This window comes from Clostridium algidicarnis, assembly GCF_000703125.1.
GTDB classification, from domain to species: domain Bacteria; phylum Bacillota; class Clostridia; order Clostridiales; family Clostridiaceae; genus Clostridium_L; species Clostridium_L algidicarnis.
The window spans coordinates 2,290,012-2,306,697 of the sequence record NZ_JNLN01000001.1; the positions used below are offsets into that span (position 1 = coordinate 2,290,012).

The 16,686-nt window shown below is 29.3% G+C and carries 18 protein-coding genes; 17 read left to right on the forward strand and 1 reads right to left on the reverse strand.

The genetic code is table 11. The features are described 5' to 3' along the window. Positions 1 to 3: 3 nt before the first annotated feature. Both BV55_RS0110845 and BV55_RS0110850 read left to right on the forward strand, forming a co-directional pair. Entirely contained in the window at positions 4 to 1,020 is a 1,017-nt protein-coding gene (locus BV55_RS0110845; protein WP_029452843.1) for a permease, read from the forward strand. Positions 1,021 to 1,038: 18 nt separating this feature from the next. Further along, entirely contained in the window at positions 1,039 to 1,266 is a 228-nt protein-coding gene (locus BV55_RS0110850) for a thioredoxin family protein (RefSeq protein WP_029452844.1), read from the forward strand. Positions 1,267 to 1,325: 59 nt separating this feature from the next. Here the strand turns inward: BV55_RS0110850 and BV55_RS0110855 are convergent, their stop codons facing one another. After that, positions 1,326 to 1,991, reverse strand: a complete 666-nt coding sequence (locus tag BV55_RS0110855; protein WP_029452845.1) for a hypothetical protein — start codon at positions 1,989 to 1,991, stop codon at positions 1,326 to 1,328. A gap of 341 nt (positions 1,992 to 2,332) precedes the next feature. On the opposite strand from BV55_RS0110855, the gene hcp reads away from it, so the two are divergent. The 15 genes from hcp to BV55_RS15160 all read left to right on the forward strand — a co-directional run bounded on the left by hcp (position 2,333) and on the right by BV55_RS15160 (position 16,382). Beyond that, a complete protein-coding gene (gene hcp, locus BV55_RS0110860) occupies positions 2,333 to 4,183 on the forward strand; it encodes a hydroxylamine reductase (protein ID WP_084170548.1) in 1,851 nt (616 codons plus the stop codon). 221 nt (positions 4,184 to 4,404) lie between these two features. After that, positions 4,405 to 5,055, forward strand: a complete 651-nt coding sequence (locus tag BV55_RS0110865) for a nitrite/sulfite reductase domain-containing protein (RefSeq protein WP_029452847.1) — start codon at positions 4,405 to 4,407, stop codon at positions 5,053 to 5,055. 253 nt (positions 5,056 to 5,308) lie between these two features. After that, positions 5,309 to 6,010 (forward strand): purine-nucleoside phosphorylase, encoded by a 702-nt coding sequence (deoD, locus tag BV55_RS0110870; protein ID WP_029452848.1) that lies wholly within the window; start codon positions 5,309 to 5,311, stop codon positions 6,008 to 6,010. Between the two features lie 343 nt (positions 6,011 to 6,353). Beyond that, positions 6,354 to 7,358, forward strand: coding sequence for a phosphodiester glycosidase family protein (locus tag BV55_RS0110875; protein ID WP_035794376.1), 1,005 nt, complete (start codon positions 6,354 to 6,356; stop codon positions 7,356 to 7,358). A 29-nt stretch (positions 7,359 to 7,387) separates the two neighbouring features. Further along, positions 7,388 to 8,437, forward strand: coding sequence for a hypothetical protein (locus BV55_RS0110880; protein WP_029452850.1), 1,050 nt, complete (start codon positions 7,388 to 7,390; stop codon positions 8,435 to 8,437). A 17-nt stretch (positions 8,438 to 8,454) separates the two neighbouring features. Further along, entirely contained in the window at positions 8,455 to 9,105 is a 651-nt protein-coding gene (locus BV55_RS0110885) for a site-2 protease family protein (protein ID WP_029452851.1), read from the forward strand. 161 nt (positions 9,106 to 9,266) lie between these two features. Further along, a complete protein-coding gene (gene trmB, locus BV55_RS0110890) occupies positions 9,267 to 9,908 on the forward strand; it encodes a tRNA (guanosine(46)-N7)-methyltransferase TrmB (RefSeq protein WP_029452852.1) in 642 nt (213 codons plus the stop codon). Positions 9,909 to 10,298: 390 nt separating this feature from the next. Then, a complete protein-coding gene (locus BV55_RS0110895; protein WP_029452853.1) occupies positions 10,299 to 10,631 on the forward strand; it encodes a PadR family transcriptional regulator in 333 nt (110 codons plus the stop codon). Then, positions 10,624 to 11,250, forward strand: a complete 627-nt coding sequence (locus BV55_RS0110900; protein ID WP_029452854.1) for a DUF1048 domain-containing protein — start codon at positions 10,624 to 10,626, stop codon at positions 11,248 to 11,250. The genes BV55_RS0110895 and BV55_RS0110900 overlap by 8 nt, the downstream gene beginning before the upstream one ends. Before the next feature lie 106 nt (positions 11,251 to 11,356). Continuing rightward, complete coding sequence (locus BV55_RS0110905; protein WP_029452855.1) at positions 11,357 to 12,145, forward strand: pseudouridine synthase; 789 nt, start codon at positions 11,357 to 11,359, stop codon at positions 12,143 to 12,145. A gap of 130 nt (positions 12,146 to 12,275) precedes the next feature. Continuing rightward, positions 12,276 to 12,512 carry a peptide deformylase gene (locus tag BV55_RS0110910; protein WP_029452856.1) on the forward strand — a complete coding sequence of 79 codons (237 nt, stop codon included), beginning with the start codon at positions 12,276 to 12,278 and terminating at the stop codon, positions 12,510 to 12,512. Positions 12,513 to 12,857: 345 nt separating this feature from the next. Then, positions 12,858 to 13,463 carry a protein adenylyltransferase Fic gene (fic, locus tag BV55_RS0110920; protein WP_029452857.1) on the forward strand — a complete coding sequence of 202 codons (606 nt, stop codon included), beginning with the start codon at positions 12,858 to 12,860 and terminating at the stop codon, positions 13,461 to 13,463. A 462-nt stretch (positions 13,464 to 13,925) separates the two neighbouring features. Further along, the gene (locus tag BV55_RS14910) at positions 13,926 to 14,402 is read left to right on the forward strand and encodes an NUDIX hydrolase (protein WP_278246644.1); all 477 of its coding nucleotides are present in this window, start codon (positions 13,926 to 13,928) and stop codon (positions 14,400 to 14,402) included. Further along, positions 14,395 to 14,529: a hypothetical protein gene (locus BV55_RS15900; protein WP_278246645.1), complete on the forward strand. Its 135-nt coding sequence runs from the start codon at positions 14,395 to 14,397 to the stop codon at positions 14,527 to 14,529. Before BV55_RS14910 ends, BV55_RS15900 begins: the two co-directional genes overlap by 8 nt. A gap of 713 nt (positions 14,530 to 15,242) precedes the next feature. Continuing rightward, positions 15,243 to 16,382, forward strand: coding sequence for an ABC transporter ATP-binding protein/permease (locus BV55_RS15160; RefSeq protein ID WP_051652492.1), 1,140 nt, complete (start codon positions 15,243 to 15,245; stop codon positions 16,380 to 16,382). Positions 16,383 to 16,686: the final 304 nt, after the last annotated feature.

The window sequence follows — 16,686 nt, forward strand, 5'->3', positions numbered from 1 at the left end:
TTAATGACTATTATATCTGAAATATTTGGTTGGTTAAACAATCAATTATTGAAAATGACATGGCTTTGGGACCTTGTACGTATATTTGTTGAAAAAGTATTGGGTATATCTATAGATGATAAAGTTGGAGGAAGTATACATTTTTTTATTTATGACACTATAAAGATTTTTATATTATTATCTGTATTAATTTTTATGATATCATATATACAAAGTTATTTTCCACCCGAAAAAACGAAGAAAATTCTTGGCAATTTTAAAGGTATAAAGGGAAACATACTAGGGGCTTTATTAGGTACTGTAACTCCTTTTTGTAGCTGTTCAAGTATACCTATTTTCATAGGATTTACATCAGCAGGACTTCCTCTAGGAGTGACATTTTCTTTTCTAATATCTTCACCTTTAGTAGATTTAGCATCTTTTTTGTTGCTAGTTTCTTTCTTTGGAATGAAGATAGCAGTAGCTTATTTAATAGTAGGCTTGCTTCTTGCAGTAGTAGGAGGGACTATTATAGAAAAGTTAAATATGGAGAAGTATATTGAAGATTATGTATGGGGAGCCCAAGATTTAGATATTGAAGCAGATGAAATGACTCGTAAAAAAAGAATATCCTTTTCAAAAGATCAGGTTAAAGATATAATTAAAAGGGTTTGGTTATATATTTTAATAGGAGTGGGTATTGGAGCTGCTATTCATAACTGGATTCCACAGTCAGTAATAGAAAGAATTTTAGGACATAATAATCCATTTTCAGTTTTAATAGCTACATTAGTAGGGATACCTATTTATGCAGATATATTTGGAACTATCCCTATAGCAGAAGCTTTAGTTGGTAAGGGTGTTGGTATTGGGACAGTTTTAGCTTTTATGATGGGAGTAACAACTCTTTCATTACCTTCTATAATAATGTTAAGTAAGGTTGTAAAATCAAAGTTACTAGTTACATTTATAGCTATTGTAACAGTAGGTATACTAGTTATAGGATATTTATTTAATGCTTTTTCATTTTTATTAATATAGACTAGGAGGAATATAATTATGATAATTAAAATTTTAGGTACAGGATGTAGTAAGTGTAAGAAACTAGAAGAAAACACGCGTAAAGCAGTGGCAGAATTAGGTATTGATGCTTCCATAGAAAAAGTAACTGATTTAAAGGAAATAATAAAATATGGAGTTATGCAAACACCTTCTCTTGTTGTAGATGAAAAAGTTAAAATGATAGGAAAAGTAGCAACCATAGAAGAAATAAAAAGATACTTATAAAATATGTAATCAGCCTCCGTCTTTTGTATAAGTACTATAAAGTTTTAACACTATGAAAATTAAATGTTATTTTTATATATAGAATTTATAAAAGTGCAGTTTCCATTATTATCTTCTATAATTCGATTGTATAGGAACATCGGATTTATAGCTTCTACAAAAGATTCAATCCAAGCCTTCCTTAGGATATAAAATGTGTTTATATCTCCATTTACTAAATCCCAATATTTTTTGTGAAGACATTTAGAAGTAACCCATTGTATTTTGTCTTCAGTATCCTCTGATACGCTATTTACATTATCACAAGGCATACCTTCTAAAATGTAATTATTAACAGCTTTAAATAAGTCTCTTGGACTTTCTAGGAAAGAATCTTCTTTAACTTCTTTTCCGCAGATTTCTCCTTGAGCTTTAAAGGCATCTATAATGATACTTTTAGAATCTTCACCAAATTTTAAGATGAGTTCTGTAACTAAGGCCGAAGTTCTTTTTTCAGTTAAAGATATCTTTTCTTGAAGCCACCCATGAATATTAGATTTATCAATAATATCCTCAAGGGGCAGATCTTCTGTAGGATGTCCTAAGTTATTAACGATTTCTTCATATATAATAGAAGCATTACCATACTTTTTATCAAAGGCCTCTACTATATCTTTTTCTAACATTTCAGAAATCTTTATTTTATTAAAAAGCCATGAATGTATAGGTGCTAAAAATTTACTCATATATTATTCTCCTTTCAAAAACCAATTAATTATTTAATATAATAATATAAAATTATATTACCCTTGTCGGTAACATATATTACAAAAAAAATTAGATGCAAACAATATTTCATATATATAACCTTTAAAGATATTACTTAAAGAAATTAAAAGAAATTAAAAGAATTTAGAGTAGTGTAACATCTGTTACCGATAATAAAGGTTAGGTCTAGTAGAATAGCATCATAAGGTATTCCAAAAGAAACTAAAAAGATTAGCTTTATAAAATATAAAGCTCACACTTTGGAATATGAATATAGATAGTTAAGAAATTAAATAAATCTCAAGGAGGAATTGATCATATGATAACAAGAGAAACTGTAATAGGTGACGTTTTAAAGGTTAACCCAAAAGCAGCTGAAATATTAATGTCAAAGGGACTAGGATGTATAGGATGTCCTTCATCACAAATGGAATCTTTAGAGGATGCAGCTGAAATACATGGTATGGATGTTACAGAATTGGTAGATTCATTAAATGAAGGACTTTCACTAAAAAAAGAAATTCAAAGTGAAATGTTTTGTTACCAATGCGAACAAACTGTAGGCGGAAAAGGTTGTGTTAAAGTAGGGGTATGTGGTAAAAATGCAAATATTGCTGCACTACAAGATCTTCTAATACATCAATTAAAGGGAATAGGTTTTTATGGTTATAAGGCCATGGAAAAAGGCATTGAGTTAAGCGACGAAATTGATAGATTTATGATGGATGGATTATTTACAACATTAACTAATGTTAACTTCCATGATGAGAGATTAGTTCAATTAATAAATAAAGCTAATGAAATAAAAAAAGAAGTAAAAGCTTTAGCAGGAAATGTTGATATAAAAGGATTTGAGGAAGCAGATTATATGGCTCCATCTTTAGTAGAAGATATGATAGAAGATGCTGCAAAGTTTGGAGTAATGGTAGACAAGTCATTAAACGAAGATATACGTTCATTAAGAGAACTTTGTGTTTATGGATTAAAAGGTATGGCAGCTTATGGACACCATGCTTATGTACTAGGATTTACAAATAAAGAAGTGAATAAGTTCTTTTATAAGGGCCTTATGAGTACTTTAGATAATAATTTATCTGTAAGTGATTTAGTAGGATTAAATATGGATCTTGGACAAGTTAACTTTAAAATTATGGAACTATTAGATAAAGCTAATACTGGTAGCTATGGTCATCCTGAACCTACAGAAGTTTTAATTACAAAGAAAAAAGGACCTTTCATAGTAATATCAGGTCATGATCTTAAGGATTTAAAACAATTGTTAGAGCAAACAGAAGGAAAAGGTATTAATATATATACTCATGGAGAAATGCTTCCAGGACATGCTTATCCAGAACTTAAAAAGTACTCTCACTTAGTAGGTAACTTTGGTGGAGCATGGCAAGATCAACAAAAGGAATTTGATAATATTCCAGGAGCTATACTTATGACAACAAATTGTATTCAAAAGCCAAGAGAAAGTTATATGGATAGAATATTTACTTCAGGAGTAGTAGCATTCCCAGGTTGTGACCATATATTAGCAGATGAAAATGGAGTTAAAGATTTTAGTGAAGTTATAAATCATGCTTTAGAGCTTGGTGGATGGAATGAAGATGAAGATGAGAAGAAGATATTAGTAGGATTTGGACACAATGCTACATTAAGTCATGCTGATGAAATAGTTGGAGCAGTAAAGACAGGTTTAATAAAGCACTTCTTCCTAATAGGTGGATGTGACGGAGCTAAATCTGGAAGAAACTATTACACTGAACTTGCAACATCACTTCCAAGTGATACAGTTATAATGACCTTAGCTTGTGGAAAGTATAGATTTAATAAGCTTGACTTTGGAACAGTTGCAGGACTTCCAAGACTGCTAGATGTAGGACAATGTAATGATGCATATTCAGCAGTAAAAATAGCTTTAGCCCTAGCAGACGCTTTTGAATGTGGAGTTAATGATCTGCCTCTTTCTATAATATTATCTTGGTATGAGCAAAAAGCTGTATGTATATTACTTACATTATTATCCTTAAATATAAAGAACATTAAGCTTGGACCAACATTACCAGCATTTATATCACCAAATGTATTACAAGTTTTAGTGGATAACTTTGGAATTAGCCCAATAACTAATGCAGAAAATGATATAAAAGAAATATTAGGATAAGATAAAAGATCTATATAATCAAGGTGTATTAAAAATAAATAGGTTAAACAAATATATTTTTAAAATACCTAATAAATGATAATTATAAAAAGTCCTTGATATATTGAATTTTAGCAGATAAAATTTAATTATATTGAGGACTTTTATATATCACTCTATTATTAAATTTAGATGAAATTTCATTGTTAAAATAAAAAATATGTATTATAAGGAGATTTATTATGGGAGCACATTACGGAAACCTTCAAAAGATAAGAGATGGGAAGAGAACCTTTGCAATTACACCATTTATACCAGCAGGATTTATACTTCCTGATACTTTAATAAAAATTTCAGAAGTAACTAAAAAGTATAATGGGGTACTTAAGATAACTTCAGGTCAAAGAATAATGATAACAAATCTAAAAGAAGAAGACTTGCCTAAGATTTGGGAAGAGCTAGGTATGGAGCCAGCTGTTAAAAGTCAATATTCAGTTAAAAATGTGGAGATGTGCCCAGCAGGGTTTTGTAAAAGATCAAAATATAATACTATTGGTATTGGCATGAAATTATTGAATAAGTTTTATGGAGCTGAAATGCCAAATAGAACTAAGATAGGCGTGGCAGGATGTAGAAATGCTTGTGGAAGTGTCTATGCAAGAGATGTTGGTGTTATAGCTGATAAACCTGGGTTTATAGTTGTAGTAGGTGGATCAGCAGGATTTAACCCAAGACTTGCGGATATAATAGCTAAAGATATAAGTGAAAAAGAGGCTTATGAATTAGTAGAGAGAGTATTGAATTTTTATAACGAAACAGCAACTTTTGGAGAAAAACTAGGAGACTTTATTGATAGAATAGGACTAGAAGAATTTAAAAGATCTGTATTATAAAAAGGTACTCTTTAAAAATTGTAGATATAAGAGTACTTCTAAGTGGTTTAATTGAACAAGAAGTATCATTTTAAATATACAAAATTATAATCTATGATTGAAATACAATAAATATGTCATATTGAAAAAGATTAACATATGTTATATACTTTAATAATATTGTAGGCATCGAAGGAGGACTTTTCATATATTAACCTGTTTTAGATTTAGAAGGTTAGATTTAAAGATGCCATATATTTTAAGGAGGGTTTAAATGAGTGTACATATAGGAGCAAAAGAAGGACAAATAGCAGATATAGTACTATTACCAGGAGATCCATTAAGGGCTAAATTTATAGCAGATAACTTTTTGGAAGATGTTATATGTTATAACGAAGTTAGAGGTATGTATGGGTATACAGGAACATATAAGGGGAAAAGAGTATCTGTTCAAGGTACAGGCATGGGGGTACCATCCATATCAATATATTTAAATGAACTTATACAAAGTTATGATGTTAAAACTCTAATAAGAGTAGGAACTTGTGGCAGTATGCAGGAAGATGTTAAGGTTAGAAATATGGTTTTAGCCATGAGCTCTTGCACGGATTCTGCTATAAATAAGATAAGATTTGATGGTAGAGACTATGCACCTACAGCGAATTTTGAACTTTTAAAAAAGGCTTATGATTATGGAACTAGCCTTGGAATAAATGTTAAAGTAGGAAGCGTATTTACAGCAGATAGCTTTTATCAAGATGATAGAGATTCTTGGAAAAAGTGGGCTAAATTTGGGGTTATGGCAATTGAAATGGAAACTACTGCCCTTTATACAATAGCTGCTAAGTTTAATAGAAAGGCATTATCCATATTAACAGTTAGTGATAGTATGTTAACAGGAGAAGAAACTACATCAAAAGAAAGACAAGAGACCTTCACTCAAATGATGGAAGTTGCCTTAGAAATAGCAGAATAAAGTAATATAGATTTAAGTATCTTAACTGATATTTTAATGGATATTGATTAAAAGAATAAAGCTTTAGTATTATTTACAGGAATACTAAAGCTTTTTATGATATTTAATAACTTTATGTATAACTTTATGTATAAGTATATTGTAAGGCTGATATAAAGCATATATTTGCTTTTATAATGAATAAATTATATAATAAAAAAGATTTAAAAACTTTTAAACAATATTCTAGGATTGTATTATTATATAATTCTACAAATTTACATTTAAATAACTAAGTTACAAAATACATCGTATAGGAAATATAGGCACAGCTAAATGGAGTTATAAAGGAGAAGAGGAATGAATGAATAAGAATTCTAAGAAAATAAAAAAGAAGAGTAAAAGTAAATTTTCGTGGAAGTTATTTACTGGATTTGTTATATTCGAGATTATATTTACAATAGCAACTGCACCAATTATAGCCTATTATGGACCATTTAAGAATGTAACCACTACCCTAGTAGGTTCTGCTATGACAACTTTAAGTCATCAATGGATAGCTACTTCATTTTTGTCACAGGAAAGAATAGATAGCATATTAGGGAGTCATGGTGCTGAGAGTGTAAAGCAAGATCTAAGTTCTAATGATATTAAGATATCTAAAAAGCATGATGAAAATATAGAGAGGCAAGATATACATGTACCAGGTAAATTTAAAGGCTATATGCTAATAGTTCATGATCCTACAAGAGTTAAGGTTGGATATACGAGTAAACTTTATACAGAAGGGCAGCTTACTAGTGAGATGGCTAGAGATAAGGATGCTGTGGCAGCTATAAATGGGGGATCCTTTGAGGACACCAATGGAGGCAAAAAATGGACGGGTACAGGAGCTAATCCTAAAGGGTTAATATTGGCCGATGGTAAGATAATACACAATGATCTTGTAGATGGTGAGGAGAGAGAGATGGTTGCCTTAACAAAGGAAGGTAAGCTTTTAGTAGGACCCTACAGTGTAGCTGAACTTAAAAAGCTTGGTGCCACAGAAGCTGTAAGTTTCGGGCCAGCCCTTATAGTAAATGGTAAAAAGGTTAGTGTGGAAGCTTGGGGAAATGCACCTAGAACAGCTATAGGACAAAGGGAAGATGGTGCTATACTTATGTTAGTTACCGAGGGAAGAAACATTACAGGACTTGGAGCAACTTTAGAAGATATCCAAGACGTAATGTTAAAAGAGTATGGTGCAGTAAATGCTACTAATTTAGATGGTGGATCATCTTCAACTATGTATTATGAAGACGAAGTGATAAATACTCCAAGCGATAGTACAGGAGAAAGAACCGGTGCCTCTTGTATGTATGTAAAATAGTTTAAATAGCGATCAAAGGGGAGAATTAGATGAAACATTTCAAAAGAATTATTTTATGGGGTCTATTATCACTTTCTATCCAATTTATAGGCTTCTTCTATATAAATAATTATTATTTAGCTAAGGGAACTTCAAATATGAAAATTAAAAAGGTAGAAAAAAAGGAAGAAAAGAAGAGCAATGTAGATATATTAGTACCAGAAGAATCTCAAAATGTTGCAGTATCTTTTACAGGAAAGTATTTGGCTTATAATGATGAAAAAGCCATTGATGTTATAAATACACTTACTGGCGAAAAGAAAAAGGTAGAAGCTGAAAAAGGATGTACCATAACTTATTATACCTGGATTTCAAATCAAAATAGAATGCTTATTGGAGAAAAGATGCCTTCAGACAATGGAGGAACCGTACTAAAACTCACATACTATGATGCAGGAAAAAATGAAAAGGGTGAAATAGCTGATAATGATGGTGAAAGAGTAAATTTAGCTAAAGTTAATGCAGATTCATCTATAAAGAATATCGCAACATCCCTTACTAACACTACATATGTAAAAAGTATACAAACAGGAAATAGATCTTCACTATACAGGGTAAATATAATGCATGACATAAATAAAGTTGAAACTAGGTCTCATATAATAGGTAACATAAAGGTATTAACTCGTGAGGATAATTTGTTATATGAAGATATAACTTATAAAAAAATATACTCAACAGAAATAAAAAATCCTATAGAAATTCCAGGGATAAAAAATCCTAATATATTAGGAGTAGATAATGAAGATACAATTTATATAGGAGATAAAGAGGGCGAAAAAATAAAAACCATAGTTTATGGTAATTTAAAAGATAGTCCAGGAAGTTGGAGTAAGATAAGTCTAACTAATCCAGTAAATAAAGAAGATATAAATGTAACAGGAGATGGAAAAGTATATATTAATGCTAAATTAGAAGGTATACTTAAAGATGCTATAAGTGGTGAAGAGTTAAAGTATGAAGGAAGATTTCTTCAAATTTATAAAGGTGGTATAGCAAGTTCAAGTCAAGGTAAGCTAGTCAAGACAAAGATCGATTAATTTTTAGGAGGACAACTATGTTACGAAATTTTGATATTTTAGGTATTATTTTAAGTATACCTGCAATTTTATTAGGTTTTACCTTACATGAATATGCTCATGCTTTAGTTGCAGATAGATTAGGGGATAAAACACCTAGGTTTCAAGGCAGATTAACCCTAAATCCTATAGCGCATGTTGATCCAGTAGGATTTTTAATGATTCTACTTCTAGGTTTTGGCTGGGCAAAGCCTGTACAGGTAAATCCTTATGCATTTAAAAATAGATATAAAGATGATTTAAAGGTATCCCTTGCAGGGCCTTTGGCAAACTTATTTTTAGCTGTATTTAGTGCTTTAGTACTTTCATTAGTTATATTTATGAGTAAGTTTTATGTGGGGGGAAGGCTTGTAAGTGTATTAATAGCAATTATTAAACCTATCCTAACAATTAATTGTATGTTATTTTTCTTAAATCTTATGCCTATACCCGGATTTGATGGATTTCATATTTTAAGAGATATATTTCCTAAAGAATTTAATAAATATTCAGAAACTATAAATAGATACCAAAATATCGTATTAATTATATTTATAGTATCACCACTATCTTCGTATTTAGTTGGAAATCCTGCACGTGCTTTAGCACAAGGGCTTATAAATGTTTCATTTAAACTTACGGGGATGTAAGTTTAATGAACTAGGATGGATATTTGAATTTAAATACATAAAGTTATTTTGAAATATTAGAAATTTAAAATAAAAACACATAATATTACGTATGCAAAGGCTTTTTAATATGAGCGTATCTTGTATTAAAAAGCTTTATAGCATTATTACAAGGAGGAAAAATGAGACTTAGAAAAAAATGGTGGGCCAGACCAGAATTAGAACAAAGCAAAGAAGTAATAACAGAACCAAAGCTATTAAAAGGCAATTGGAAAGAGGAATTTAAAAATAACAATCCTATTTATCTAGAACTTGGCTGTGGAAAGGGTAAATTTATAGGCACACAAGCACAGGCTAATAAAGATATAAACTTTATTGGAATAGATTTAAAAGATGAAGTTTTGGTTTATGCCCTAAGAAAAGTAAATGAAGTAGAAAGGGAAGTAGATAATATAAGACTAATTCCTTTAGAAATTGCATTTATAGAAGAGGTATTTGATAAAAATGAGATAGATAGAATATACATAAACTTTTGTAATCCATGGCCTAAATTAAGCCATAATAAAAGAAGACTTACCCACTCAAGGTTTCTAGAAAGATACAAAACCTTTTTACAACCTGAAAGTGAGATTTGGTTTAAAAGTGATGACAAAGACTTATTTGATGCTTCATTAGAGTATTTTAACGAAAGTGGATTTGAATTGATTTACCATACCTACGATCTTCATAACTCAGATTTCAAAGAAAATATAATGACAGAATATGAAGAGAAGTTTCGAAGTAAGGGAATGAAGATAATGTTTTTGAGGGCTAAGCTTAAGTAGAGATCAAGTGATTCTTAGACTCGGGTGGAGTTTGCTTATAAGGAATACATCTCTCAATCTGAGTCTTAGAGGAACTTATCCAGGGGCGTAGCAGCCGTCATCCCCCACCTGAAGAGGATAGGGGTGTTACGGATGGTAGCCATCGGATAAATTAATATTTAAATCTATAGCCATGCTTAAAGACTTATTAATTATAATAAAGCAACCAAAAAATTTCAAGGTAGAATAATTATAGGATTATCAATACAAAATAGAAAAAGTTAGAGCAATAGCAATTAAGAAGCTGTTGCTCTTTTTTTATTTAACCTAAAAGGTATACCTTGCAATACATAGTATAGTGTTATATAATATCAATATACTATGTATTACAAGGTAAAGGAGGAAATTACTTTGAATAATAATTCTCAAATTCTTAAGGGGATTCTTGAAGGATGTATACTAAGTATAATTTCTAGACAAGAGACCTATGGATATGAGCTATTAAAAAAGTTAAAAGAAAGTGGATTTGAAGATATTGTAGAGGGCACACTTTATCCATTGTTGCTTAGGCTTGAAAAAAATGAGTTAATAATTGCTGAAAAAAAGAAATCACCCACAGGAATAAATAGAAAATATTATAAATTATCAGAGGTGGGAGATATGGAACTTAAAAGTTTTATAGATTATTGGAATAAGTTATATGTTGATGTAAATAATATTTTAGGAGGGGCGGGGGATGATTAATAGTATGTTGAAAGGTGAATATAAAGAGGCATATACAAATATATTATTGTACTTATCAAGTAGTAATATACCTAATGATTTTATAAGTGAAGTGAGTGAAGATGTAAAAGACTTATTAGTAAATGCACAAAATGATGAAATGGATGTAAAAGATATTATCGGTAATGATATTGAAGATTTTTGCAAGGAAATAATAAAGACAAAGAAATTTAAGAATCAAACATTATTTAATGTAGTTAAGAGTATTAATTTGGCATTATTTATGTCAGCAATAATAGCATTTGGCTATTATTTAATTAATAGCCAGATGACATTAAATGTGATATTTATGTTTATAATTGATTATCTTTTCTGTACATTTATTTTTACCAGAGGATTAAGAAAGGCAATATTAAAAGGAAAAGGTGATGTGAAAAAAATTATCAATGTATTATTTTTGTATATTTTATTCTTAATACCAGGAGCGGTTTTAAATTATCTCCTACTCACAAGTTACGTTATAAACGTAGATGCCCTATATACAGGTATAGTATTAGTAACTATAATGGTAGTTATTTATATAATAGCTAAAGTATTTAAATATAAAGAGCTTAACACATTAAATTTTAGAAAACAGTAGAATGAATAATAAGGTATTAATACACTTTTGCTAAAGCAAATTAAGTATGGGGTGCTAATATAGCTACCAAAAAAATCTTTGTCCAAAGAAAGAGAAGTGACAAAATATGAGATTAGATAAATTTCTAGCACAATCATCCCTTGGAAGAAGGAAAAGTGTTAGGACTTATATAAAAGAAGGTAGGGTAAAGGTAAACAAAGAGGTAATAACAAAGCCTGCAATAGAAATTAATGAAAGTTCCGATGTTATAGAATATCTAGGTAAAGTAGTCCAGTATACTGGAAAAGTATATTATATGTTTAATAAGCCTGCTGGATATATTACTGCAAGAAAAGATACAGTTAACAAAACCGTATTTGATTTTTTTCATGACGCTAATATGAATGGAGTATTTCATGTTGGAAGATTGGACAAAGATACAGAAGGGTTGCTTCTAATTACCAATGATGGTGAATTTGAACACCAATTAATGTATCCAGAAAAGCATATTGAAAAAACTTACTTTTTTTGGGCCTTGGGATTTTTAGATGAGGAAGATATGAGGCAATTAGAACAAGGGATATACATAGGAAAAGGTGAAATACTAACGAAACCTGCAAAAATAGAACTACAAAAATCCGGAATGTACAAAGAATTTAAACATGAAATGCCTAATAAAAATTTACAAAATATAGACTCAGATCATTATAACCAGCCCGTTGTTTCGGGATATCTTACTATAAAAGAGGGACGTAAGCACCAAGTAAAGCGTATGTTAAAGTCAGTAGGCTGCTATGTGGTATACTTAAAGAGGGTTTCAATTGGGGGACTCATGTTAGATGAATCATTGGAAAAAGGCCAGTATAGATCCCTTACAGAAGTGGAAATTCAAAAGCTACTTGGCGAGTCTAGGTAGGTATGTTAATGAGTGCTTTTTCTCTTTGCAATTAGGTCTATGTGTATTAAGTGAAACAAATGGCTAATGTTTATAATATAATGATATATTATGTTTTATAAAAAATATAACCGAAAAAGAGGTATAAATTATGATAAAACCAATTGTAAAAGATATATTGTTTTTAGGACAAAAATCAGAAGATGCAACTAAAAATGATATAATAGTAATTGATGATTTAATAGATACATTAAAAGCAAATTTAGAGCATTGTGTTGGATTAGCTGGGAACATGATTGGAGTAAAGAAGCATATATTGGTATTTACTGGATTTACAGCACAAATAATTCAACATGAAATGGATCATTTTGAAGGTATTATAATCTAATTGAATAAATTAACTTTTTGAGATTAGGAGTTGACATTGAAACTTTATGCAAAGAAATGGGACTTTCAATAGAAAAGGTAACAGAATTAAATAATAAGAGATGAAGCTTATCTGTGGAGAACCAAAATTATTAGAAAAAAATATTAAGGATTAGTATTTAATTTTAAAAGAACATTTTACTTTTCAAAATATATCTTTATTATAAGTAAATAAAAATTGAAATCAAGTTTCTATTAAAGAAATTTAAAATCAATGCTATAATAAAAAGAAGAAGTGATAATAAACAATTAAAAAGCAATTAACTGATGAGAGAAACCTATGGAGGTTTATGATATAGGAGGTATTATGGCACTTAATAATAAATTGCAAATTACAGACTCAGTTGAACTTGCTAGGGTAGAAGAAAAAATAAGTAAGAAGAAAGCAGTTAAATTATTTCAAAGTGGATATTTAGATAGTTTAGAAGCTGGGAAATATAATACATTAGCCCAAATTCATCGATATTTATTTGAAGATATATATGAATTTGCAGGAGTAATACGTTATGTAAATATTGCAAAGGCGAATTTTAGGTTTGCTCCTGTTATGTACTTGAAAGCATCCTTAGAGCATATTGAGTCAATGCCGCAATCAAGTTTTGATGAAATAATTGAAAAGTATGTTGAAATGAATATTGCTCATCCTTTTAGAGAAGGAAATGGGAGAAGTGCTCGAATTTGGCTTGATTTAATACTGAAAAAAGAGTTAGGTAAAGTAGTGAACTGGAGTGAAGTTGACAAGAATGACTATTTTCTTGCAATGGAACGTAGTCCTATAAAAGACATAGAGATTAAGCACCTTTTGAAAGAGGCATTAACTGATAAAGTTAATGATAGAGAAATTTATATGAAGGGTATTGATACGAGTTATTATTATGAAGGATATACTGTTTATAAGACAGAAGATTTATAATAGTTACCGTTACATGAGGATGAAATTAATAAAATAAGTGTATGGTGAGAGCCTTGAATAAGATAGTTTTAGTTAACAAATAAGAAATTATTTAACTAGAAGTATCTTATTTTTCATAAAAAATTATAATAGAAACTTGAATTTCAAATATTACTGATTATTATGTATATGGTAAAGTCTAAATTTTTTTACTTACGGTGAGATGAACCGTACCATAAGTAAATGAGGGTTTTACTAAATCTGGATAAGGATGTGATAGTAAGGTAAATCTAATGTCCACAATGAAAACCTTGATTATTTAGACTAGTGGGTTTTTTATATTATACATAAGTCTAGCATTAATTTTTTAGGTTTAACATAATATGATTGTGAACTAGATTTAATTATATGCTTAAAAAATATAGTTTGGGGGAAGAGATATAAATGGATAAATAAGATATACTATTTAAAAATGAAGATGGGGTGTTTAGTTATCGTACTGGAGGAATATTAATACATGAGGGAAGGGTATTGCTCCAGCAATGTAATGAGGAAAAAGATTATGCAATTCCTGGTGGACATGTAAGCTTTGGTGAAACTAGTAAGGATAGTATTGTTAGAGAATTTAAAGAAGAAACAGGATTTGATGTTAAACCTGAAAGGTTATTATGGATTGGAGAGGTATTTTTTCCATGGAATACTAAGCCATGCCATCAGATATGTATGTACTTTTTAATTACTTTGTGTGATGAAACTCAAATTCAATCGGCTAGCAGCTTTTTCATAGTAGATGAATTAGAAAGGCAAAGGATTAATGTAAAGTTTTCGTGGATTCCATTAGAAGATTTAAAATATATTGAATTATATCCATTAGGTACTAAGGAAAAATTAATGAGTTTATCTGATAATATAGAACATTTTGTGTATATGGAAAATCAAGGAGGGGAATCAAATGGTTAATAAATTTGTTGTTCATTTTGCAGAATCACAAGATGTAATTCCTTGGATGAAGATTATTGGAATTGTTAAAGATGGCTTAGTAGATAAGTTTAATTATCCTAATCAAATATTTATTTTGAAAAGGTAATGGGGAAAATGGATGACTTTTTATAGTCCGATTTTAGTAAGATTATAAGCCGTTCAATAAATAAATCAGAAAAGAATTGTAGCACGTTAATTGAATTTTTTACTTATAAAAATATAATTTTGTAATAAAAATTGTAAATATATATTATTATAGTGAAAACTCTTACCTTAAAATATGGGTAAGAGTATTTTTATTTTTCAAGAAGGTAATAGCGATGATAGAGATTGGTTATTTTAAAAACCAAGATAAGGTGAAAGTTTTGCCACAGGAGGTTTACTAGGCCTAAAAATTTAATCAATGCTGGAACCTTTACATCAAAAAGTAGAGAAGAAAATGATTTTAAATTATAAAAAAACTAGAATTAAACAAAAAATAAAGTTTACACATATTGACATGCAAAAGATCTTAAATCATTATTATCCATAATAGGTAGAAAAAGGTCAAATAAAATGATGATCAGACAGTAAAGAATGTAATTGATGTATGGCTGGAAACAGGAAAGTTTGTAAGTATTGATGTCACATATATTGAAAAAGAAGAAGTGATTGAAAAGAATAAGATTTATAAAGATTATATTAATAAAATATAATGTTCAATGTTTTAAATTAGGACTACCTTTAGGCAAAGAGAAATAATGTATATTTCAAAAAATGCAAGCAATATCATAATAATGGAAAAGTAAAAAGTAAAGTCAATAATTAGGAGGTGTATTAGTGATTGAAATAAAACAAGTATCGAAAACATTTGCTGATAAAAAGGTTATTAATAATATTACATTTAAAGTTAATGAAGGTGATATATTTGGATTTCTAGGACCAAATGGTGCTGGGAAGACTACTACAATTAAAATGATAATAGGTTTGTTAGAGCCTACATCTGGAGAAATTTTTATTAATGGAAAGCATAATGTTAAAAATAAAAATGATATTTATAGTGATATAGGTGTTGTATTTGAATTACCTAATTTGTATATGAAAGCAACAATTCAAAAGAATTTAGAAATGTTTTCTAAAATTTATCAATTACCATCATCAAGAGTAGATGAGGTTATGGAAGATTTACAATTAATAGATAAAAAGAATATGAAGGTTGAAAAACTATCAAAGGGTTGGAAACAGAGAGTGTTAATAGCTAGGGCATTACTCCACAAACCTAAGGTTCTAATTCTAGATGAGCCTACTAGTGGACTTGATCCTAATACTGTGACTTTAATACGTGATTATATCAAAAAGCTTAATTCGGAAGGCACTACTATTATTATTAGTACACAAGCAATGAATATTGGAGGACAAGAGATATTCTTATTATCAGTATGGATATTATTTGCTCAGGTTATGGTAGGAATAATGTTAACCGGACCTAATATTATCGAAGAAAGAGAAGCTAAGACAATTGATGCACTTTTGTGTACACCCCTTACTTTTAGAGAAATAATGTTTTCAAAAGGATTAGCAATTTTGATTTTATCAATGTTTTCTCAAATAAATGTTTATATAATTAACCGTGGAATAACAAGTGAGCTTTTTGTTTTGATTATACCTATGTTAATAGGAGGAAGCCTTTTTATTTTACTTGGTGAAATAATAGGTCTAAAAGTAGGAACATCTCAAGAGGGCTCAGCGGTTTCATCAATAGTTATGGTATTACTATTTTTAATTGTATCTGTATATGAAAGTTTTCCTGAGTGGATTGGTAAATTCATGATTATGATTCCAAGTATAAGTGTCGCAGAAATAATGAATGGAATTATGGCAGATAATACAGTTTTACTATTACAATCAGTAATTGTATTCACTTGGTTTGTGTTAGGGGTCATTTATATAAAATACATAGAAAAAAAATGGACTCATTAGAATTTCAGGAATTAAGGAAATGAATTATTACAGTATAAAATAACACAATACTTTAATAGAATGAATCTAAATCTAAAGTGATTTGAGTTTTTATAATTAAAATTTACTATAACAAAAAACTTATAGTTACAAAGGTTGGTATAAATATGGATAATAACATTGACAATTAGATTAAATTTAATGTATATTGAATTAAGATAGATTTCAAGAAGAGAGAGGTATTTTTGTGAGTGTTTAGTATCTAAAATAGTTAATTTAATATTAATTCCAAAAAAATAGGGTGTTTTATACCTTTTATTTGTTA

Coding starts and splice junctions, on each gene's coding strand:
- BV55_RS0110845 (WP_029452843.1), top strand. CDS start 4: ATGACTATTATATCTGAAATATTTGGTTGGTTAAACAATCAATTATTG.
- BV55_RS0110850 (WP_029452844.1), top strand. CDS start 1,039: ATGATAATTAAAATTTTAGGTACAGGATGTAGTAAGTGTAAGAAACTA.
- BV55_RS0110855 (WP_029452845.1), bottom strand. CDS start 1,991: ATGAGTAAATTTTTAGCACCTATACATTCATGGCTTTTTAATAAAATA.
- hcp (WP_084170548.1), top strand. CDS start 2,333: ATGATAACAAGAGAAACTGTAATAGGTGACGTTTTAAAGGTTAACCCA.
- BV55_RS0110865 (WP_029452847.1), top strand. CDS start 4,405: ATGGGAGCACATTACGGAAACCTTCAAAAGATAAGAGATGGGAAGAGA.
- deoD (WP_029452848.1), top strand. CDS start 5,309: ATGAGTGTACATATAGGAGCAAAAGAAGGACAAATAGCAGATATAGTA.
- BV55_RS0110875 (WP_035794376.1), top strand. CDS start 6,354: ATGAATAAGAATTCTAAGAAAATAAAAAAGAAGAGTAAAAGTAAATTT.
- BV55_RS0110880 (WP_029452850.1), top strand. CDS start 7,388: ATGAAACATTTCAAAAGAATTATTTTATGGGGTCTATTATCACTTTCT.
- BV55_RS0110885 (WP_029452851.1), top strand. CDS start 8,455: ATGTTACGAAATTTTGATATTTTAGGTATTATTTTAAGTATACCTGCA.
- trmB (WP_029452852.1), top strand. CDS start 9,267: ATGAGACTTAGAAAAAAATGGTGGGCCAGACCAGAATTAGAACAAAGC.
- BV55_RS0110900 (WP_029452854.1), top strand. CDS start 10,624: ATGATTAATAGTATGTTGAAAGGTGAATATAAAGAGGCATATACAAAT.
- BV55_RS0110905 (WP_029452855.1), top strand. CDS start 11,357: ATGAGATTAGATAAATTTCTAGCACAATCATCCCTTGGAAGAAGGAAA.
- BV55_RS0110910 (WP_029452856.1), top strand. CDS start 12,276: ATGATAAAACCAATTGTAAAAGATATATTGTTTTTAGGACAAAAATCA.
- fic (WP_029452857.1), top strand. CDS start 12,858: ATGGCACTTAATAATAAATTGCAAATTACAGACTCAGTTGAACTTGCT.
- BV55_RS15900 (WP_278246645.1), top strand. CDS start 14,395: ATGGTTAATAAATTTGTTGTTCATTTTGCAGAATCACAAGATGTAATT.